The sequence below is a fragment of the Proteus terrae genome (genome assembly GCF_003144325.1).
Classification (GTDB): domain Bacteria; phylum Pseudomonadota; class Gammaproteobacteria; order Enterobacterales; family Enterobacteriaceae; genus Proteus; species Proteus terrae.
Genome location: NZ_PENS01000018.1, coordinates 49,776 through 69,217, shown reverse-complemented (window position 1 = coordinate 69,217; position 19,442 = coordinate 49,776). Strand labels below are relative to the sequence as shown.

Annotated in this window: 24 protein-coding genes; 13 read left to right on the top strand and 11 right to left on the bottom strand. The window is 38.2% G+C overall.

Features of this window, described 5'->3' with window-relative positions:
* Window positions 1-150 precede the first annotated feature (150 nt).
* Complete coding sequence (locus DK857_RS16880; protein ID WP_109402777.1) at window positions 151-1,377, top strand: phosphoadenosine phosphosulfate reductase; 1,227 nt, start codon at window positions 151-153, stop codon at window positions 1,375-1,377.
* Window positions 1,378-1,389: 12 nt separating this feature from the next.
* A complete protein-coding gene (locus DK857_RS16875) occupies window positions 1,390-2,031 on the top strand; it encodes an IbrB-like domain-containing protein (RefSeq protein ID WP_109394198.1) in 642 nt (213 codons plus the stop codon).
* A 130-nt stretch (window positions 2,032-2,161) separates the two neighbouring features.
* Here the strand turns inward: DK857_RS16875 and DK857_RS16870 are convergent, their stop codons facing one another.
* The 10 genes from DK857_RS16870 to DK857_RS16820 form a co-directional block, all read right to left on the bottom strand.
* Window positions 2,162-2,620 (bottom strand): Hsp20 family protein, encoded by a 459-nt coding sequence (locus tag DK857_RS16870; RefSeq protein ID WP_072070436.1) that lies wholly within the window; start codon window positions 2,618-2,620, stop codon window positions 2,162-2,164.
* A gap of 183 nt (window positions 2,621-2,803) precedes the next feature.
* Window positions 2,804-2,944: a cold shock small protein YmcF gene (gene ymcF, locus DK857_RS19655; protein ID WP_419894627.1), complete on the bottom strand. Its 141-nt coding sequence runs from the start codon at window positions 2,942-2,944 to the stop codon at window positions 2,804-2,806.
* Window positions 2,945-2,951: 7 nt separating this feature from the next.
* Complete coding sequence (gene cspE, locus DK857_RS16865; RefSeq protein ID WP_004244726.1) at window positions 2,952-3,164, bottom strand: transcription antiterminator/RNA stability regulator CspE; 213 nt, start codon at window positions 3,162-3,164, stop codon at window positions 2,952-2,954.
* A gap of 340 nt (window positions 3,165-3,504) precedes the next feature.
* Entirely contained in the window at window positions 3,505-3,903 is a 399-nt protein-coding gene (locus tag DK857_RS16860) for an antiterminator Q family protein (protein ID WP_109402776.1), read from the bottom strand.
* A 27-nt stretch (window positions 3,904-3,930) separates the two neighbouring features.
* Entirely contained in the window at window positions 3,931-4,956 is a 1,026-nt protein-coding gene (locus DK857_RS16855; protein WP_109402775.1) for a DUF968 domain-containing protein, read from the bottom strand.
* Window positions 4,953-5,759, bottom strand: a complete 807-nt coding sequence (locus DK857_RS16850; protein WP_109402774.1) for a KilA-N domain-containing protein — start codon at window positions 5,757-5,759, stop codon at window positions 4,953-4,955. Before DK857_RS16850 ends, DK857_RS16855 begins: the two co-directional genes overlap by 4 nt.
* A 21-nt stretch (window positions 5,760-5,780) precedes the next feature.
* The gene (locus tag DK857_RS19415; protein ID WP_227003199.1) at window positions 5,781-6,830 is read right to left on the bottom strand and encodes a helix-turn-helix domain-containing protein; all 1,050 of its coding nucleotides are present in this window, start codon (window positions 6,828-6,830) and stop codon (window positions 5,781-5,783) included.
* An 8-nt stretch (window positions 6,831-6,838) separates the two neighbouring features.
* Window positions 6,839-7,018, bottom strand: coding sequence for a DUF4222 domain-containing protein (locus DK857_RS16835; protein ID WP_109402773.1), 180 nt, complete (start codon window positions 7,016-7,018; stop codon window positions 6,839-6,841).
* A gap of 261 nt (window positions 7,019-7,279) precedes the next feature.
* Complete coding sequence (locus DK857_RS16825; protein WP_072062657.1) at window positions 7,280-7,756, bottom strand: YmfL family putative regulatory protein; 477 nt, start codon at window positions 7,754-7,756, stop codon at window positions 7,280-7,282.
* A 37-nt stretch (window positions 7,757-7,793) separates the two neighbouring features.
* Entirely contained in the window at window positions 7,794-7,988 is a 195-nt protein-coding gene (locus DK857_RS16820) for a Cro/CI family transcriptional regulator (RefSeq protein ID WP_049217157.1), read from the bottom strand.
* A 112-nt stretch (window positions 7,989-8,100) separates the two neighbouring features.
* On the opposite strand from DK857_RS16820, the gene DK857_RS16815 reads away from it, so the two are divergent.
* From DK857_RS16815 to DK857_RS16800, 4 genes are all read left to right on the top strand, one after another.
* On the top strand, window positions 8,101-8,739 hold the full coding sequence (locus tag DK857_RS16815) for a LexA family protein (RefSeq protein WP_373274641.1): 639 nt from the start codon (window positions 8,101-8,103) through the stop codon (window positions 8,737-8,739).
* Window positions 8,740-9,135: 396 nt separating this feature from the next.
* The gene (locus tag DK857_RS16810) at window positions 9,136-9,660 is read left to right on the top strand and encodes a hypothetical protein (protein ID WP_049219749.1); all 525 of its coding nucleotides are present in this window, start codon (window positions 9,136-9,138) and stop codon (window positions 9,658-9,660) included.
* Between the two features lie 85 nt (window positions 9,661-9,745).
* Window positions 9,746-9,997, top strand: a complete 252-nt coding sequence (locus DK857_RS16805) for an excisionase (RefSeq protein ID WP_017628380.1) — start codon at window positions 9,746-9,748, stop codon at window positions 9,995-9,997.
* Window positions 9,972-11,105 (top strand): site-specific integrase, encoded by a 1,134-nt coding sequence (locus DK857_RS16800; RefSeq protein ID WP_109402771.1) that lies wholly within the window; start codon window positions 9,972-9,974, stop codon window positions 11,103-11,105. Before DK857_RS16805 ends, DK857_RS16800 begins: the two co-directional genes overlap by 26 nt.
* Window positions 11,106-11,214: 109 nt before the next feature.
* On the opposite strand, the gene icd is transcribed toward DK857_RS16800, so the two are convergent.
* Complete coding sequence (icd, locus tag DK857_RS16795) at window positions 11,215-12,468, bottom strand: NADP-dependent isocitrate dehydrogenase (protein ID WP_006537208.1); 1,254 nt, start codon at window positions 12,466-12,468, stop codon at window positions 11,215-11,217.
* A 138-nt stretch (window positions 12,469-12,606) separates the two neighbouring features.
* Here icd and rluE point away from each other — a divergent pair, with 138 nt between their 5' ends.
* The 7 genes from rluE (at window position 12,607) to phoQ (ending at window position 19,279) form a co-directional block, all read left to right on the top strand.
* Complete coding sequence (gene rluE / locus DK857_RS16790; RefSeq protein ID WP_109395350.1) at window positions 12,607-13,236, top strand: 23S rRNA pseudouridine(2457) synthase RluE; 630 nt, start codon at window positions 12,607-12,609, stop codon at window positions 13,234-13,236.
* Window positions 13,229-13,678, top strand: a complete 450-nt coding sequence (locus DK857_RS16785) for an NUDIX hydrolase (protein ID WP_109402770.1) — start codon at window positions 13,229-13,231, stop codon at window positions 13,676-13,678. The genes rluE and DK857_RS16785 overlap by 8 nt, the downstream gene beginning before the upstream one ends.
* 109 nt (window positions 13,679-13,787) lie before the next feature.
* On the top strand, window positions 13,788-14,891 hold the full coding sequence (gene mnmA, locus DK857_RS16780) for a tRNA 2-thiouridine(34) synthase MnmA (RefSeq protein ID WP_109395348.1): 1,104 nt from the start codon (window positions 13,788-13,790) through the stop codon (window positions 14,889-14,891).
* Window positions 14,892-14,893: 2 nt separating this feature from the next.
* The gene (hflD, locus tag DK857_RS16775) at window positions 14,894-15,523 is read left to right on the top strand and encodes a high frequency lysogenization protein HflD (protein WP_098943331.1); all 630 of its coding nucleotides are present in this window, start codon (window positions 14,894-14,896) and stop codon (window positions 15,521-15,523) included.
* A gap of 31 nt (window positions 15,524-15,554) precedes the next feature.
* Window positions 15,555-16,925, top strand: a complete 1,371-nt coding sequence (purB, locus tag DK857_RS16770) for an adenylosuccinate lyase (protein ID WP_109395347.1) — start codon at window positions 15,555-15,557, stop codon at window positions 16,923-16,925.
* A gap of 214 nt (window positions 16,926-17,139) precedes the next feature.
* Complete coding sequence (gene phoP, locus DK857_RS16765) at window positions 17,140-17,814, top strand: two-component system response regulator PhoP (RefSeq protein ID WP_109395346.1); 675 nt, start codon at window positions 17,140-17,142, stop codon at window positions 17,812-17,814.
* Between the two features lies 1 nt (window position 17,815).
* Complete coding sequence (gene phoQ, locus DK857_RS16760; RefSeq protein WP_109402769.1) at window positions 17,816-19,279, top strand: two-component system sensor histidine kinase PhoQ; 1,464 nt, start codon at window positions 17,816-17,818, stop codon at window positions 19,277-19,279.
* The last annotated feature ends 163 nt before the right edge of the window (window positions 19,280-19,442 follow it).

The following is a 19,442-nucleotide window of genomic DNA, read 5'->3' as shown; positions in this document are numbered from 1 at the left end:
TTAAAGACTATCAATAATAACAATGATATATGCTTTATTATTCTATTTTTTCAAGTAAATCTCAGTGATAATCAGCAACCATCACTTACCTTTATAATCTAAATATGATTAAGTAATAATACTATTAACTAACTTATTCTGGTGATAGTTATGTCTTGCAAACACAAAATTCCTCTTGGAATAAATGTGCTAGATGCTACTCAAACGCGAATTGAATGGTTGTTTGATACTTTTGAGCAAATCTCTCTCTCCTTTTCTGGAGGTAAAGATTCTACTGTTCTGTTTCATCTTGTTGCTGCAGAAGCAAGAAAGCGGCATCGAAAATTCAATGTCATGTTTCTTGACTGGGAAGTGCAATACTCCGCTACCATTAGCCATGTTGCAAAAATGAAATTTTTGTATGAAGACTGTACGGAGCGATTTTACTGGATAGCATTACCTATCACGACGGAAAGCGGGATCTCACAATATGAACCGACTTGGACAGCTTGGGAAGCAGGAAAAAAATGGGTAAGGCAACCGCCAGCAGACGCTATCACTGATCCAGACTTTTTCCCTTTTTATCATCCAAATATGATTTTTGAAGACTTCACACCTGCATTTAATCAGTGGATCACCGGAAATCATCGTAGTTCAGTTATTTTATTAGGGATCAGAGCCGATGAATCATTAAATCGCTTTATTGCTATCAACAACAACCAAAAACTACGTTATGCCGATGATATCCCATGGACAACGGCATCACCTGAAGGCTTTTATTATATGGCCTATCCTATTTATGACTGGCATGTAAAAGATATTTGGACATACATTTCACGCTTTAATCTACCCTATAATTCTATTTATGATCTAATGCACCAAGCTGGGGTTAGTTTAAGTCAAATGCGTATTTGTGAGCCTTTTGGCCCTGAACAACGTAAAGGGCTATGGTTATACCATGTTTTAGAACCTGAGACGTGGAGTCTCGCCTGTGAACGAGTGAGTGGCGCTGATGCTGGTATGTTATACACCCACCCCCGTAATAAATCAGGCTTTTTTGGGCAACGTAAAATTAGTAAACCCGCCCATCATACATGGAAATCTTACGCCCACTTTTTACTAGCGAGCTTACCAGAACAAACCGCCGAACATTACCGAAATAAAATCGCAGTTTACCTTCATTGGTATGCTGAGCGAGATTACCCAAATGGAATACCAGATGAACAAGACGGTGATACTAGCAGTAAACAAATCCCGTCTTGGCGACGGATCTGTAAAACTATTTTACGTAATGATTTTTGGTGTAGAACATTAGCATTTAGTCCGACTAAATCACACTGTTATGACCGATATTGCAAACGAATGCAGGAAAAACGTAAAAATTGGCAGTTGATTTAACAAGAGGTGAATATGACTATTGAAACAGTGTTTTCTTCGCTAAAAGATTATCTACTAAAACTCAATGATGAGCAAAAAATCGAAGCTATCAATAAAATCAAACTATTTCTTCATCAAATTAGTCCATTCAAAAATGAACCTATAGATTGTGTTCTTTGGATAAAGCAAAACCAAGTCATAGCAAATGACTACAATCCTAATGTTATGTCTCCTACAGAAAAGAGATTACTCAAAACCTCATTGATAAAAGACGGTTATACTCAACCCGTTGTAGTATTATCTGCACCACAAAATAAAACTAAACAATTGCAATGGCAAATCGTTGATGGCTATCATCGTTATTTATTAAGTAAAGAAAACGTCTTAAAAAAACGAATTAATAATTATTTACCAGTCACCATCCTTGATATTAAAAACAACACAATGTCAGACCAAATAGCAACAACTATTCGTCATAATCGAGCAAGAGGACAACATCAAGTCTCAGCTATGTCAGATATAGTTAGAGATCTATCCCGATTAGGATGGAGCGATAAACGGATTGGTGATGAACTAGGTATGTCACAAGATGAAGTATTACGCTTAAAACAAATCTGTGGGTTGGCTGAATTATTTTCAAAGCGCCTTTTCTCAGAAGCTTGGACAGTAAAATAAGAAATAATTGTTTTCTATCAATAAAACTAATCAACTCAAGATTGAATTAATCCAATTTAAAGCTCTTACAAAAACAATTAAGGCTACACATTATGCGTAGCCTTAATCTTATTCATATTAACTAACTCAATTAGCTTTTATCTTTATTTTCTATCGCTATTGTTTGCCGTTTTTCTTCTTCAGGTAATTCATACTCAATAGCAATAGTCAGAAGCCCACTTGATAAATCAGCTTTTTCTATTTTAACATTTTTACCGAGGTCAAATTGCAACGTAAATTGCCCTTGAGATATGCCTCGGTGGATCCATTTATCATTGTCTTCTTCTGATTTTTCTTCTTTTTTCCCTTCAATCAATAAACGACTTCCTTTTAATGAAACCGATAAGTCATTTTCTTGATATCCAGGCACACTCACCGTCAGTTCATAATGGTTATCATCAATCTGTTTCAGGTTATAAGTCTGTACAGGTGATGCAATAGGCTTACTGCCTGTTAACTGACTAAACAGGCGATCTATCTGATCAAAACGGTTTGAAAGTAAGTTATCAGATAATGTTGGGAATAATGAAAAAGGTTTAATGTTAGGCATATAACTCCTCCTTCAGTATTTAGTGAATTATGGGCGGTCTCTTATTTACCCAAAATATAAATATGAACGAGCAAGTATTTTTCAAGCCCTAAAATCTAAATTTTTTATCTTTAACCAACATGGGATTGTAGATAGCAAAAAACCCCGCCGAAGCGAGGTTTTGTATATTCAACTATTTAATGCTCAACTCATTTGAGCTGTCATCACACTTTTGCAAAAGATACATTTTGCGCCGTGTGGATTGTTCACTGTGACATCAAATTGTGATGTTCTATATTGTGAACTGCTACAACAAGGGCATTTAAAATAGAGGCGAATAGTAATAGCGCCTTTAGAGAGCCACCACGTTGCCTGCTGCTGGGCCTTTCATACCATTTTCCATGGTGAATGAAACTTGTTGGCCTTCCGCTAATGTTTTGAAGCTATCACTTTGGATTGCAGAGAAATGTACGAAGACATCTTTGCTGCCATCAGCTGGAGTAATAAAACCAAAACCTTTACCTTCATCGAACCATTTTACTGTACCAGTCATTGTATTAGACATAGAATTTCCTTTAATTTATTTAATTTGCCATAAGGCATATGCGGTTTGTTTTGTATTTTTACTTATGGGAATTAATTAGAAGGAATTCACAATGAAGAGGTATCGAGGATAACGCTAAACGGGAACAACTTTAAACTTACTAACATAAATAGGTCTGTACTTCCAAACCAGTGACGCTATTAAGCCATAGAAAAATTCAGATAGCAAACTTTATTTTTTAACTATAAATCAGCTTAAGTAGACCTATAAAAAATACAACCCCGCTATACTCACGAGGTTTTTAATTGATAAGAGGTGTAACATCAAAACTATCATTAACACAATATATTGTGTTTTGTAATTACGCAAGACTGTAAATGTGGTGTTTTCTAATTATTTTATCCATGTCTAATTTTACGTTATCAACCGATAGACATCCCTCAATAAATCCTTCCGCTGTCTGCAATCGCTTAGCCACTTCGTTATGAGAAATGCCGAGTTTTGAAGCCATTGAACGCAAAGGATAATTCTTTACATAGTACATAATAACCAATTGAAACAAGTAACTATTATTTACCTTTAAATGTAATACCGCTTTATTTATTTTTAAGCCATCATCATCTGAACATTGCTCTCGGTTTCGTCTTGAGCTTGGAATTAATCCTTTAAAACCTGCGGCAATTGATGAGTAATCGATACTATTTCCCTCATTAGCTGACCACGCTCCCCAACGCGATAAAACTTCCTGCATATCTCTCATACTTAGACTCCCCGGGCCGTATACACGTTAAACCAATGCTCCTATTCCTAATGAACGGTTTAAAAAAGAAAATAACAATTCGATTTGGTTACCATAATTGGCTTCCCACAATTTCGGATCACGATGCAATTCATCATGATGTTGACGACATAATGGAATAGTGAATAAGTCATGAGCTTTCGTTCCCATGCCTCCCATACCATGGCCGATGATATGATGTGGATCATCAGCTTGTTGTCCGCAAACACAACATGGCTGTGTTTTTACCCATTGAAGCCATTGGGAATTCTCCCAACGGTGCATTTTAGGTTTAAGAAGAAATGAGGCTGGAGGTTCCGGATCGACAGTCACATTAATAACGGGTTTTATGGCATCTAAACGCGCATTCATTGCTGATAGTGCTGTCACTTCATTTGGAACAATATCAGCTTCAGGAAAACCGCCATGCACCCTGCGCTCTTTAGTTTTATCAGGCCAATTTAAGATACGGCGCAATATAGCATCAGGTAATTTATCAACCAGTTTATGCATCACAGCAAAAGCAAAAAAATCAGGTATCGTCAGCGAATGGCTATCATCTAATCTCAAACGACTGCGAATAGTGTCTATCATCCAAGCAATACGATTTTTATACGCTAATTCAGCAACCCACCCCGCCGATGAATTGTGAATATGATTATCATGATACCAACAAGTCCGTATCACACCGTCTTTATGCCATGTGGTTGTTAATTCATGATGATGATAACTGTCATGTTCATCGTTGATCTGGCAGCAATGGATATTTCTGCCTATCCACATATTCATCGATACCAGCCCGCCCATAGCTTGGATCACTTTTTCATTATTCAAAAAGCCAATAATGTCCTTGTTATTCAATAATGGTTGTTCGTTCTCTGTTAATTCACCAGAAGGCCATTTATTTAAACTCTTTGGTACATCACTAATAATCACACGAGAATGTTGTTTAAGTTGCTCAAACAACTCCGCTTCAGGCTTCAATAAAACAACACCAAGATCGGACTGAATATAGGGTGTTAACAATAATTTCATGCACTCACCTGTTTATTCAGCATCACCATACGGATCAATTCATCCGTTTTACTTTCAAAGAAATGGGGTTGGGTTTCACGAGGATTATTAGGGCTGGTCATGTTCTTCCCAAACTGGCAGCCCCGCGCAGTCACTGACCAGAACTCTTTCACTTTGTTTGCGGTTTTCGTACTTGGACGAGATAAACGTTCAACAATGCCGAGATCGGCCAACCGCTTATAAGCTTGTTGCGCTGAAATAGGTAATTGATGTTTTCTAATCAGTGTTGATAAAGCTACTGTTGGACGACTTGAACCATCCATTGATCCGCTTGGCGCATCAATCGCATACACAGGGGCTAATTCGGGTAAGCCTGCCATGGCTTGTAATTTTTGATACGCCCCTAATTTTGAAGAGTTTGAGAAATTCAGGCTCTTAGCCATCGATTCAAGCAATATAACCCCAGCTTGAACTTTATCGGCTAACTTTTCGCCGTGTTGCTGTGTTATCAATGCATCAAAAGTACGGATCACTTTTAAATGAAATGATGAGCTTATCCACATTGCATAGGCATACACTAATTCTTTGCAAACATATGTTCCTTGGTTAAGCCCACCAACAATGGTCACTATGGGAACCGCTCCTGTGATCTCAGGAGCGGTTGAAATTTCATCAACCAACTCTTTAGTTTGAGTCAAAGCACTCCAATTCGATGGTTGATGCCGTTTTTCACCACCTGAGACTCGATGAAGATCATTTAAACAATAACGCCCTGCGGTATCTCGACGAATTTGAACACCATCAATAACAATTAGTCCATTCATGTTATTTTTCTCCACTCTCGTTTATAGCAAAACTTCCTGAGCAACTTGTTCTGCGACTTGTTGCCAAATACCTCGCCACGCAGCTAAACCTGCAACCTCATTCATTCGGCCTAGACCATTTTTCTTAGCCTGAATAGCGGCTAATTCTTGGATTTTATTTTTAGGTTTCCAACCTGTACCCCAGATGAGCCGGAATGTTTCATCACGCTCTACGGAGTCGATGGTGATTTTTTTCTTACCCGCCAAACGTAAGGTTAAATCATCCCATTGAGCCCTGAGTGTACGAGGACACTGAACATTCTTTTTCCAAAAATCATCTTGCGTAATTCGTTTATAAAACTGGCAAATTTCTTTGTGAGTATGCCCATCAATCGTTGTCATTAAGCGAATATCATTAGCCCAATCAGTGAAATTGGGCTCTTTAGGCGTTTTTAATCCCATCTCTTGAAACACTTCACATTTACGGCTGAATAGCCATTTAGCGCACTTCAAATCGTCAGCGGAGCCCCATTTTTGAAAATTGGCGCTATAAATAACCGCCTCTGGATAACGTGTTAAAAAATCCATTTTCGGCTGGTCGCTGAATGCGTCAGAATTCTGCGACGAAGAATAATTTATTGATGGATCATATTTTGAAGTTACTGATGGATCGCCCTCAGGAGCTGGCGGTTCAAAATCCCTATTTTTGCTCGATTTTGAGGGAACAGAATTTGATGCAACAAATTTTGATGGGTCAGGTTTTGACACGTCAGATTTTGTTGGTTGAGAAAGCGATTTCTTTGCTGATTGGTATAGTTTCTCTACATTCAGCTGATAGATATTGCTTGCGTTACGATTGCCTTTTCTACGCTTTTCGCTGGTTAACCACCCTTCTTTTTCCAACTGTTTTATTGCTGTGCGCACCGTGCTTTCACCCGCACCAATTTGACGAGCAATTGTCACAACAGAAGGCCAACAAATACCTTCATCATTAGAAAAATCAGCTAATCTTGCCATGATAGCGACTGATGTGAGTTTTAAACCTGCATGGGCGCAACCATCCCAAACATAACTAGATAATTTAACACTCATAGGAGGCCTCACTTAACTCGGGTATATCTCTCTTTAAATCTTTGAATCGGCTCGCATTGTTCGTATTCACAACCATCAATCATAAAAATAACGCGCTGTTTTTCTCGATCATAACGAATGACATGAACAAGGAGCCCTCGAGGGTTTCTGTAATAGCGATCAAGACAATTGGGATCTTCATTTCGCATTGCATTTTCCTCCACTCAAGAAATAGAAATCAGCCCATGACTTTTTCAGTGTCCTCTTATCTACCAAATCGATATTTTTTCGGTAGTTGTGTGATCGATTGTCACTCGGTATGCTTTCTACATAGCGAAATGTTCCCTCTTTAGTTAAGGGTAAACAGCAAAATTGCTTTTTAGGTATTAGATGCACTAATCTACTCATGCTTATTTCTCTTCACATCATTGAAATTGGCAACCGAAGCCAGAGGCCGTATACCTTTGGCTTCACCCTTTCTTAGTCGCTTCCTGTTTTTCACCGTATAACACTTTCAGTGAATCCAAGAACCCAATTGCATACGCAAAAACTTTCCCTGTTTTTCGATAAATACGCCCTATTTCTTCATCCGTTAAAACACCATCAACAAGGCTTTCTTGAATTAAAACGGCGAGTGATCCTTGCATAGCAGCCAATGTCATTCGCATATCAAATAGCTCTACTTGGTCTATCTTTTCTGCTTCTATTTTCGGTAATGCACTCATGCCATGACGTTCTAGGTGATATTCCACCAGCAACTTAGTGCCCGAAATGTCTTCCATGGCTTCTTGTTCATCGATATCAAAGAAACGACAGCCATTTTTTTCGTATAACTTGTTATTAAACGTCTCGAGTGACATACCTAAAGCCCCTGCCATAGCAGAACGTCCACCCGGCAGTGCTTTGCACATTTCTTTAATAACTTCTTTAATTGAATGTTTGCTCATATCTACCTGCTCTATCTTTTATTGGTAGTTAATTGCCTTATGCTGTTTTGGTATTTTTTCTATAAAGTTCAGGGTTATATTTAAGTTTTCCCTTGGTGATTTTTTCTATTTCATACGCCCTTACTTTAGGAATGATATATCCCCAACCACACACCGAAGGATGTTTAATACCGAGGGCTTTTGCTGTTTTACACGTACCACCAAAAAACGTGATTACATCTTTTTTCTTCATTTGTAATCCTTTGGTAAGTGAATAATTCACACGCACATAATGTAGGATATCTTACATTTAAATGTCAAGATTCTTACATTTGGAATGTGGTAGGCTTTCCTACATGAAAGAAATGAGCGAACGAATTAAACAAAGACGCCTTGAGCTGAAAATGACACAACAGGCTCTAGCTAAAAAAGCTGGAGTCAATCGTGTAACTGTTACTGGTTGGGAAAAAGGTGACTATCAACCCAATGGCGCTAATCTTCAAGCATTAGCGAGTGCTCTTGAAACAAGCCCTATTTGGCTTGTTGATGGAAAAGAAGATCCTATTTCTAATGTTTCGTTTTTAAAATTTAATAGATCTAGTGGTGAATACCCTTTAATTAGCTGGGTAAGCGCTGGGAATTGGTCTGAGGCCGTAGAGCCATATCATAGAAAATCAATCGATACATGGTATGAGACAACTGTGCATTGTTCCGAAGAATCATTTTGGCTAGAAGTAAAAGGAGATTCTATGACCTCTCCTTCTGGACTAAGTATTCCTGAAGGGATGATTATATTAGTAGATCCCGCAGTAGAGGTTGTTAGTGGCAAGCTAGTTGTCGCTAAATTAGAATCTGAAAATGAAGTTACATTTAAGCAGTACATCGTAGACGCAGGCAACCATTACTTAAAACCATTAAATCCTCAATACCGCTTAATACCAATCAATGGAAATTGTAAAATTGTGGGTGTTGTTGTGGATGCCAAAATAGCTCATTTACCATAATTTCCTATCTCATAGATAAAAGGATCCTCTTCGGAGGATTTTTTATTACCATCACATACCAATGTAAGATTTCCTACAAAAACACTTGACACACCAATGTTGGTTATCCTACATTTTAAGTATGCGGTGTAGGATGAGTTACATTATGATTAATATCTAATTCAATTATGTGTGTGAAAACACCTTAATAAAAATTTTCATGTGAAGAGAAATAGTTTCTGTCTGTTGGGAAACAGTAGAAACCGCCACAACTTGAGGTAAACAATAATCAAGTTCAATAATTGAAACATCAAAAAATAAATTTTTATTTAAATTTACCATTAACCAACATCAGGGAAATTTCATCTCGATTAATTCGAGATGAATCTTTATTACTTAAATTATGTGGAGAGAATAATGTCTTATATTGCAACAGCAACTAATAAGCACTTCTATTACCTCGATGTACGGATCGAGGATATAGATATTCAAGACATTGCGACGGGTTTAGCTAATGAATGTCGCTTTAATGGACAGATTGATAATTTCTATTCTGTTGCTCAACACTCGGTATATGTCAGCTATTTAGTTGCTCCTGAATATGCTTTAGAAGCCTTACTTCATGATGCCAGTGAGGCCTATGTCAAAGATCTGCCATCACCACTTAAAAAGCTATTACCTGAATATAAAGAGATAGAAAAAAGAATTGATGCTGTTATTCGTCAAAAATATAACTTACCACCCGTTATATCGGACGCCGTTCATTTAGCCGACTTAATGATGTTAGCAACCGAAAAACGAGATTTAGAAATTGATGTGGGTAGTAATTGGCTAATGCTTGAAGGTATTCCTACGAGTGATTTTATTGTTAATCCATTAACCCCACTACAAGCCAAAGTTTTATTTTTACGTAGATTTAATGAATTAAGTAAAAGGAGCTAAATAAACAGTTCTAAAAAGTTTAAATAAATACCACCAGCATTATTAACGTCTATTTAAACAGTATACGGCAGTATGGAGAGAAAATATGTCAAGAATGGTGACTCTTGAAGCGTGGGCAAGGTTGGAATTTGGAGATGCCTCTCCTTGCATGACGGTATTACAAAAATACGCAAAGAATAACCTTATTGCACCACCTGCAATGAAAGTTGGCCGCAAGTGGATGGTTGATAGAGAAGCTCGTTATGTGGGTTATCTGTCTCTTCCTCAAATTCCTACTAAATCAACGGAACGACTTAAGAGGATAATTACAGATGGCTGCCCGACCACGAACCCATAAAATTATTATCCCTAATCTATATCGAAAGTTAGATAAACGTAACGGCAAAATTTATTGGCAATATAAACACCCCATCACCGGTAAATTTCACAGCTTAGGCACCGACGAGCAAGAAGCGAGAGAAACCGCCATTCAAGCCAATACAATTATTGCTGAACAACATACTCGACAGTTATTAAGTATTAATGAACGGTTATCAAAAATTAAGACAAACAAGTCTGAAATATCTGTCGATATATGGATGGATAAATATTTAGATATTCAAAAAGAAAGATTAGATATCGGTGAATTAAAAATTAATTCTTATCGACAAAAAATGAAACCTATTAATTTATTCCGTCAGTATTGTGGTACGAAAATATTAAAAGAGATAACAGCATTAGATATTGCTGAAATAATAGATTCCATCAAAGTATTAGGACATTCAAGAATGGCGCAGGTCGTTCGCATGGTGCTTATTGATGTATTTAAAGAAGCTCAACATGCTGGCTATGTTCCTCCTGGTTACAATCCTGCGAAAGCAACTAAACAACCACGGAACCGAGTGAAAAGAGAACGCATGACATTGGAAGAATGGCGGACTATTTATCAGCAAGCCAAGAATCACCCTCCTTACCTGCAATGCGGCATGTTGCTGGCCTTAACCACAGGTCAGCGGATCGGTGATATCTGTAAAATGAAATTCTCTGATATTTGGGATGACATGTTACATATACAGCAAGAGAAGACGGGCAGTAAGTTGGCCATCCCTCTCTCACTAAAATGTGAGGCTATCAATCTCTCCTTAAGAGATGTTGTTGCTCAATGTCGTGATGCAGTTGTGAGCAAATATCTCGTGCATTATCGGCATACCACCGCACAAGCGAAACGCGGTGAACAAGTCACACCAAATACATTAACCACAACGTTTAAAAAAGCACGAGATAAATGTGGGTTAACTTGGGAAAAAGGTACGGCACCTACTTTCCATGAACAACGATCTTTATCTGAGCGACTTTATCGTGAGCAAGGAATTAATACACAAAAATTATTGGGTCATAAAACACAAAATATGACCGATAAATACCACGACGATAGAGGCAAAGAATGGCAAATTATTGCTGTTTAATTGAACAGTTTTGGGGAAGAGTTTTGGGGATATTTTGGGGAAGAATTTTATAGTACAAAAAATAAACGGGAACTAATAAGCTCCCGTTAACTATTTATCAAATCAACAATTACATGTGTTTGATAATCGCGTCACCAAACTCGCTACATTTCAGTAGTTTAGCGCCTTCTAACTGACGTTCGAAATCATAAGTGACGGTCTTAGCGGCAATCGCGCCTTCCATACCTTTAATGATTAAGTCAGCAGCTTCTGTCCACCCCATGTGGCGTAACATCATTTCTGCGGAAAGAATGATAGAGCCTGGGTTAACTTTATCTTGGCCTGCATATTTTGGTGCTGTACCGTGTGTTGCTTCAAATAAAGCACACTCATCACCAATATTTGCGCCCGGAGCAATACCGATACCACCTACTTGAGCCGCTAATGCATCGGAAATATAGTCACCATTAAGGTTCATACATGCGATTACATCATACTCTGCTGGACGTAGCAGAATTTGTTGTAAGAATGCATCGGCGATAACATCTTTAACGATGATCTCTTTACCTGATTTTGGATTCTTGATTTTAACCCAAGGACCGCCATCTAATAATTCACCACCGAATTCTTCACGTGCTAACTCATAACCCCAGTCTTTAAAGGCACCTTCGGTAAATTTCATAATATTACCTTTGTGTACCAATGTAACTGAATCACGATCGTTATCGATAGCGTATTCAATCGCAGCACGAACTAAGCGCTTAGTTCCTTCTTCTGAGCAAGGTTTGATACCAATACCGCAATCTTGTGGGAAGCGAATTTTGGTTACACCCATTTCATTTTGTAGGAATTTAATAACTTTATCTGCTTCTGCTGAGCCCGCTTTCCACTCAATACCTGCATAGATATCTTCTGAGTTCTCACGGAAGATAACCATATCAGTTAGTTCAGGTTGTTTAACTGGGCTTGGAGTGCCTTTGTAATAACGTACTGGACGTAGGCAAATATAGAGGTCTAGTTGTTGACGTAATGCAACGTTTAATGAACGGATACCACCGCCAACTGGGGTAGTAAGAGGACCTTTAATAGAAACACGATATTCACGGATAAGATCTAAGGTTTCTTCTGGTAGCCAAACATCTTTACCATAAACCTGAGTTGATTTCTCGCCGGTGTAGACTTCCATCCACTCAATCTTACGTTCTTTGCCGTAAGCTTTCTCAACTGCTGCATCAACAACTTTTAACATTGCTGGCGTGACATCGATACCGATACCATCCCCTTCGATATAAGGGATAACCGGATTATTTGGAACAACAAGCTTACCTTTAGCATCTAGTGTAATTTTAGCGCCATTAGCCGGAACAACTACTTTGCTTTCCATTTACCTCTCCTTTCATGTAAGCGCACGCTTTGTTAATTTTTTGTAAGAGACCTGTCAATACTACTTGATTATTCAGCTAACGCCAATCGCTTCTCTTTTAAGGTATAATCAATCTCCCATTTTTTACAAAAATTAACTATGGCAAATCAACTTAAAAATAGCGCTAAATCGAGAAAACACTACACTCCATCAGCACAAAGAAAACCAGTGCGCCCAAGAGGTGAGCGTAAAGTCGTTATCTTCAACAAGCCCTTCGATGTTCTTGTGCAATTTACGGATGAAAATGGCAGAAAAACACTAAAAGATTTTATTCCTATTCGTGATATTTATGCAGCAGGACGTTTAGATAGAGATAGTGAAGGACTTTTAGTCTTAACAAATGATGGGAAGCTACAAGCAAAATTAACACAACCGGGTAAAAAAACAGGAAAAATCTACTATGCTCAGGTTGAAGGCACTCCAAGTGTGGCTTCATTACAACAATTTAGAGATGGATTAGAGCTTAAAGATGGCAAAACATTACCTGCGCAAGTCGAAATAGTTGAACAGCCCGAATGGCTATGGGAGAGAAATCCTCCAATTAGAGAACGCCAAACTATCCCGACAACTTGGTTAAAAATAACGTTATTTGAAGGCAAAAACCGTCAAGTGAGACGAATGACCGCTCATATTGGTTATCCAACATTACGTTTGATCCGCTTTAGTATGGGAAATATTACATTGGATAACTTATTACCCGGAGAATGGAAGGAGATTGATTTTGTTTAAACCTCATGTGACTGTCGCGTGTATCGTTCATGCAAAAAATAAGTTTCTCGTTGTTGAAGAAACGGTCAATGGAAAAGCAACATGGAATCAACCAGCTGGGCACCTTGAAGCCAATGAAACACTTATTCAGGCTGTTCAGCGTGAATTATGGGAAGAAACAGGATTAACACTTCCTGTTCAACATTTTCTTAAATTACATCAATGGATTGCGCCGGATAAAACCCCTTTTCTACGTTTTCTTTTTCTTATTGAGACGCAAGAGCAATTTGAAACGCAACCTCAAGATAGCGATATTAATTGTTGTCACTGGGTTAGTGCTGATGAAATTATTCATAGCCAGCAACTACGTTCACCGCTGGTGAGGGAAAGCCTGTTATGTTATCAACAAGGTGAACGTTATCCCCTCTCTATCTTGAGTAGCTTTGGAACTCCCTTTAACTAAATAATAGAAAAGGAAAAAACAAAGCATCAAAAACAGAGTAAGACTTGATGCACCTGTGTCAGTGATATGGTAAAGTATGGCGCTTATTTTTCCGCAGTGAGATCCAGTCATGTCAGATAACAGCCAAAAAAAAGTCATCGTAGGAATGTCCGGTGGCGTAGATTCATCCGTCTCAGCCTATCTTCTTAAGGAACAGGGATATCAGGTCGTTGGTCTGTTTATGAAGAACTGGGAAGAAGACGACGATACAGAATATTGCTCAGCCTCTACCGACCTTGCCGATGCACAAGCCGTGTGTGATAAGCTTGGTATTGAGCTTTATACCATCAATTTTGCCGCTGAATATTGGGATAATGTTTTTGAACATTTTTTATCTGAATATAAAGCTGGCCGCACCCCAAACCCAGATATTCTTTGCAATAAAGAAATAAAATTTAAAGCATTTTTAGAATATGCTGCTGAAGATTTGGGTGCTGATTACATTGCAACAGGTCACTACGTTCGTCGTCGCGATATTAATGGTAAAAGTCAATTACTTCGCGGTGTTGATAATAACAAAGACCAAAGCTATTTCTTATACACATTAAGTCATGAGCAAATTGCACAAAGCCTTTTCCCTGTTGGTGAAATGGAAAAACCTGAAGTCAGAAAAATTGCTGAAAAGCTTGATTTAGCAACAGCAAAGAAAAAAGATTCCACAGGTATTTGTTTTATCGGCGAACGCAAATTTACCGATTTCCTATCGCGCTATTTGCCTGCAAAACCCGGTGCTATCGTGACTGTTGATGGTGAAACTATTGGTGAACACCAAGGTTTGATGTATCACACATTAGGTCAGCGTAAAGGTTTAGGTATTGGTGGCACTAAAGATGGCGGAGAAGATCCTTGGTATGTAGTTGATAAAGATGTTGAGAACAATATTCTTGTTGTCGCTCAAGGTCATGAACATCCAAGATTAATGTCTGTTGGTCTAATTGCTCAGCAGTTACATTGGGTATCAAGAGAACCTATAACTGAAGCTTTCCGCTGTACTGTTAAAACACGATATCGCCAACCTGATATTGAGTGTACAGTAACACCATTAGGTGAAGATAAAATTGAAGTCCGCTTTGATTATCCTGTAGCAGCTGTAACTCCAGGACAATCAGCCGTCTTTTATCAAGACGAAGTCTGTTTAGGTGGCGGGATCATTGAAACACGTATTCAGGAGTAGATGTGGCTAAAGATTTTCGTGATATAACACTTGCATTGGCAGGCATCTGCCAAGCAAGTCGTCTCGTTCAGCAAATTGCTTACCAAGGTAATGCGAACGAGAACGATGTTGAAGTAATGGTTAACAGTGTTTTTAATCTCAACCCAACTTCAACACTAGATGTTTATGGCAATCAAATAAGCCACTTAAAATTAGGTTTTCAAACACTGAAAGCTATTCATCAGGCGGTAAGAAGAGAAAAGCTAACGCTTGAATTGATGACTTATCAGCAAGGGTTAATCAATCTAGAGCGTCTTATTAATAGAAATGATGATTACAGCTCACACTTATCGCAAAAAATTTCTCAATTAGAGCGCCAAAAAAGTTATTTTGAACCTATGTCTGAAGGTGTATTTAATGCACTTGCGGGCGTTTATGTTGATGCCGTTAGCCCTGTTGGCCCTCGCATTCAGGTTCATGGCTCTATTGATCTTTTAAAGAACCCTATTATTCAAGCTAAAGTTAGAGCGTTGTTATTAACTGGCATTCGTAGTGCTGTGCTCTGGCGTCAAGTCGGTGGTCGTCGTTTTGATTTTTTACTGCATCAAAAGACTATTCTGCGACAAGCTGATGATTTTCTCGCTCAATGTTAATACTTTAAATTCAACCTGGGAGTTGCCAACAATGGAATTATCTTCGCTGACAGCGATTTCACCGATTGACGGTCGTTACGGTAGTAAAACTTCGTCGTTACGTTCTATTTTTAGTGAATTCGGTCTTCTGAAATTCCGTGTACAGGTAGAAGTTCGCTGGCTACAAAAGCTGGCATCTTGCGCCGACATAAAAGAAGTTCCAGCCTTTGAAAAAAACGCAAACGATTACCTTGATGCAATTGTTGCTAACTTCAATGAAGAAGATGCAGCGCGTATTAAAACTATCGAACGTACCACTAACCATGATGTAAAAGCCGTAGAATATTTCTTAAAAGAAAAAGTGGCGACCATCCCTGCTTTACATCAGGTTTCTGAATTTATTCACTTTGCTTGTACTTCTGAAGATATTAATAATCTGTCTCATGCCATTATGTTGGAAACAGCACGCCAAGAGATCTTATTACCTGCATGGCGCGAAATTATTGATACCATTAGTAAAATGGCTCAGGAATACCGTGATTTACCATTACTTTCTCGTACTCATGGTCAACCTGCAACGCCGTCTACAATTGGTAAAGAGTTTGCTAACGTTGCCTACCGTATGGAACGCCAATATCGTCAACTAACACAAGTTGAGATCTTAGGTAAAATCAACGGTGCAGTGGGTAACTACAATGCTCACTTAGCTGCGTATCCTGAAGTAAATTGGCATCAATTTAGTGAAGAATTTGTCACTTCACTTGGTATTACATGGAACCCGTACACAACTCAAATTGAACCACACGATTATATTGCAGAGCTTTTTGATTGTATTAGTCGCTTCAATACTATCTTAATCGATTTCGACCGTGATATTTGGGGTTACATAGCACTGAATCACTTTAAACAAAAAACGATTGCGGGGGAAATTGGCTCATCAACCATGCCTCACAAAGTAAACCCTATTGATTTTGAAAACTCTGAAGGAAACTTAGGGTTAGCAAATGCCGTTATGGGGCATCTTTCTAGCAAGTTACCTGTTTCTCGCTGGCAACGTGATTTAACGGACTCAACGGTACTGCGTAATTTAGGTGTGGGGATTGGTTATGCGCTGATTGCTTATCAATCAACTATGAAAGGTCTTAATAAACTTGAAGTGAATGAAAATCATCTTCGTGAAGAATTAGACTGCAACTGGGAAGTGTTAGCAGAGCCGATTCAAACTGTAATGCGTCGTTATGGTATTGAAAAACCTTACGAAAAACTAAAAGAGCTTACTCGTGGTAAACGCATTACAGAACAAGATATGGCCATTTTCATTGATGGTTTAGAACTACCGGAAGATGAAAAAGTACGCTTAAAAGCAATGAAACCTGAAAGCTATATTGGTTTTGCAACTCAACTTGTTGATAAGTTAAACTAATTTTCCTCTCTAAAAAGGCAGATAATTTCTGCCTTTTTTTATAACCTAAACACAGAGAAAACTATCTACAACTTAAACACTTTGCTGGATACAGTGTTTTTTAAGCGCTAGATTGTCTATGATGAGCCCATATTTTTATATGATAGTTTGACTATCATTTCCTGTATTTATTTTACAACAGTGAATTTTTGCTGATTGTACTCAAGGTGGAATAATGCGGATCTTAATTATTGAAGATAATATCTTACTTCGCCATCACTTATCTGTGCAATTTCGTGATGCTGGACATCAGGTTGATGCAGCAGAAGATGCCAAAGAAGCAGATAGCTTTATAGCAGAAGGTACACCTGATGTTGCCATTGTGGATTTAGGATTGCCAGATGAAGATGGCATTAGCCTTATTCGTAGATGGCGAGAGAATAATATTACCCTACCAATAATGGTCTTAACGGCGCGTGAAAGTTGGCAAGAAAAAGTCTCAGCATTAAATGCAGGTGCTGATGACTATGTGACAAAACCTTTTCATTTTGAAGAAATTGTTGCACGTATTCAGGCATTAATGCGAAGAAACATGGGAATTGCATCACAAACTCTCGCCATTGAACCTTTTGAATTGGATTTATCACGTAAAGAGTTCATGATTTCAGGAGAACAAATTAAGTTAACCGCATTTGAATATACAATTCTAGAAACATTGATGCGCAATCAAAATAAAGTTGTTAGTAAAGATGCATTAATGCGTCAGTTATATCCAGATGCTGAATTAAAAGAGAGTCACACTATTGATGTACTAATGGGTCGATTACGTAAAAAAATCTTAGAAAAATACCCTAATGATGTGGTGGTTACAGTACGTGGGCAAGGCTACCGTTTTGATATGAAACCTTAATATGCAAAAAAAACAGCGCTCTCCGCTCTCATTACGAACTCGCTTTTTACTTGCAACTAGTGCCATTATTTTGGCACTTACACTCTCTTATGGGTTAGTTGCCATTGTCGGTTCGATTGTCAGTGTGGATAAAACTACTTTTATGTTGATGCGTAGTCAAAGTAATCTTTACTACAGCTTAGCGCAGTGGGATAAGAGCAAGCTAAATATTGAATTTCCAACAAATCTTAATAATAACAATACCTCGCTGGTGGTTATTTTTGATGATAAAGGTAGTGTATTATGGACGCCGCCCGACTTACCGAAAGCTATTCCTGATAGCATTAAACATAAATGGCGCCATGAAGAAGGCCTATTTGAAATCTCTGTTGATGTCAAAACAACACGTTTAATGTTACAGCAGTTACCGCAATATCGTGTTTATCTCAAACGCCTTGACGAATATTCCAGTAATGAGTTTTTAACTCACTCTGTTGTGATTAATCATTATCCTGCGGCTGATAATATGCCTTATATGGCAATCGCGGTTATCGATCCTATTCCCCAACGTATGCAAAAAGTCAGTCAAGTTTGGGATTGGTTCTTATATATCATTCTTGCAAATCTATTTTTAGTTATCCCCTTAATTTGGTTGGCTGCACATTGGAGTTTAAGACCCATAAAGCAAGTTATTGAACAAATCAGTGCATTAGAAAAAGGGACTCGCAATGATTTGGATGAAAACCCGCCAACCGAACTAAAAGGCTTAGTCCGAAATTTAAATGTGTTATTGCGTAATGAACGCAGTCGTTACAGTAAATATCGTACAAGTTTATCTGATCTCACCCACAGCTTAAAAACGCCACTAGCAGTGTTGCAATCAACATTACGCTCTTTGCGATCAGGCAAACAAATGACGATAGAGCAAGCTGAACCTATTATGCTCGACCAAATTGAACGAATTTCACAACAAATGGGTTATTACCTACACCGCGCATCCATTCATGGTGATCACGATATTACCACGCGAAAACTCCATTCGTTGTCAGGATTACTCGATAATCTTTGTAGTGCATTAAGTAAAGTTTATCAGTCAAAAGGAGTTGATTTAACACTCAATGTTTCACCTGAAATTATGTGGTTAGGTGAGAAAAATGACTTTATGGAAGTGATGGGAAATATTCTGGATAACGCCTGTAAATATTGCTTAGAATTCGTTGAAATCAACGTTAGCAATAATGAAAACAGTGTAATGATTATTGTTGATGATGATGGCCCAGGTGTCAGCCCCGAAAAAAGAGAGGCTATTTTCCAGCGAGGAACTAGAGCAGACACGCTGCGCCCGGGGCAAGGTTTAGGCTTATCTATCGCGGTAGATATTATTGAACAATACAGTGGTGAAATTACTATTACCGATAGCCCTTTAGGTGGCGCTCGTATCACCGTAACCTTTGCTGAGCAGCAACTTACCACTGAGCGTGAATAATCATTATTGATAAGACACTCCTTTCTTTTTTCATTACCGCCAAATATACGGCGTTATGTATGATATCTGTTCAATTATTATTGTGTTACCCGCTATTACTCACATTGCTCAAAGGAATGTTTAGCAGGAAATTAGAATTCATTATACTATGGCTTCAGGCTTC

Coding starts and splice junctions, on each gene's coding strand:
- DK857_RS16880 (WP_109402777.1), top strand. CDS start 151: ATGTCTTGCAAACACAAAATTCCTCTTGGAATAAATGTGCTAGATGCT.
- DK857_RS16875 (WP_109394198.1), top strand. CDS start 1,390: ATGACTATTGAAACAGTGTTTTCTTCGCTAAAAGATTATCTACTAAAA.
- DK857_RS16870 (WP_072070436.1), bottom strand. CDS start 2,620: ATGCCTAACATTAAACCTTTTTCATTATTCCCAACATTATCTGATAAC.
- cspE (WP_004244726.1), bottom strand. CDS start 3,164: ATGTCTAATACAATGACTGGTACAGTAAAATGGTTCGATGAAGGTAAA.
- DK857_RS16860 (WP_109402776.1), bottom strand. CDS start 3,903: ATGAGAGATATGCAGGAAGTTTTATCGCGTTGGGGAGCGTGGTCAGCT.
- DK857_RS16855 (WP_109402775.1), bottom strand. CDS start 4,956: ATGAAATTATTGTTAACACCCTATATTCAGTCCGATCTTGGTGTTGTT.
- DK857_RS16850 (WP_109402774.1), bottom strand. CDS start 5,759: ATGAATGGACTAATTGTTATTGATGGTGTTCAAATTCGTCGAGATACC.
- DK857_RS19415 (WP_227003199.1), bottom strand. CDS start 6,830: ATGAGTGTTAAATTATCTAGTTATGTTTGGGATGGTTGCGCCCATGCA.
- DK857_RS16835 (WP_109402773.1), bottom strand. CDS start 7,018: ATGCGAAATGAAGATCCCAATTGTCTTGATCGCTATTACAGAAACCCT.
- DK857_RS16825 (WP_072062657.1), bottom strand. CDS start 7,756: ATGAGCAAACATTCAATTAAAGAAGTTATTAAAGAAATGTGCAAAGCA.
- DK857_RS16820 (WP_049217157.1), bottom strand. CDS start 7,988: ATGAAGAAAAAAGATGTAATCACGTTTTTTGGTGGTACGTGTAAAACA.
- DK857_RS16815 (WP_373274641.1), top strand. CDS start 8,101: ATGAGCGAACGAATTAAACAAAGACGCCTTGAGCTGAAAATGACACAA.
- DK857_RS16810 (WP_049219749.1), top strand. CDS start 9,136: ATGTCTTATATTGCAACAGCAACTAATAAGCACTTCTATTACCTCGAT.
- DK857_RS16805 (WP_017628380.1), top strand. CDS start 9,746: ATGTCAAGAATGGTGACTCTTGAAGCGTGGGCAAGGTTGGAATTTGGA.
- DK857_RS16800 (WP_109402771.1), top strand. CDS start 9,972: ATGGCTGCCCGACCACGAACCCATAAAATTATTATCCCTAATCTATAT.
- icd (WP_006537208.1), bottom strand. CDS start 12,468: ATGGAAAGCAAAGTAGTTGTTCCGGCTAATGGCGCTAAAATTACACTA.
- rluE (WP_109395350.1), top strand. CDS start 12,607: ATGGCAAATCAACTTAAAAATAGCGCTAAATCGAGAAAACACTACACT.
- mnmA (WP_109395348.1), top strand. CDS start 13,788: ATGTCAGATAACAGCCAAAAAAAAGTCATCGTAGGAATGTCCGGTGGC.
- purB (WP_109395347.1), top strand. CDS start 15,555: ATGGAATTATCTTCGCTGACAGCGATTTCACCGATTGACGGTCGTTAC.
- phoP (WP_109395346.1), top strand. CDS start 17,140: ATGCGGATCTTAATTATTGAAGATAATATCTTACTTCGCCATCACTTA.
- phoQ (WP_109402769.1), top strand. CDS start 17,816: ATGCAAAAAAAACAGCGCTCTCCGCTCTCATTACGAACTCGCTTTTTA.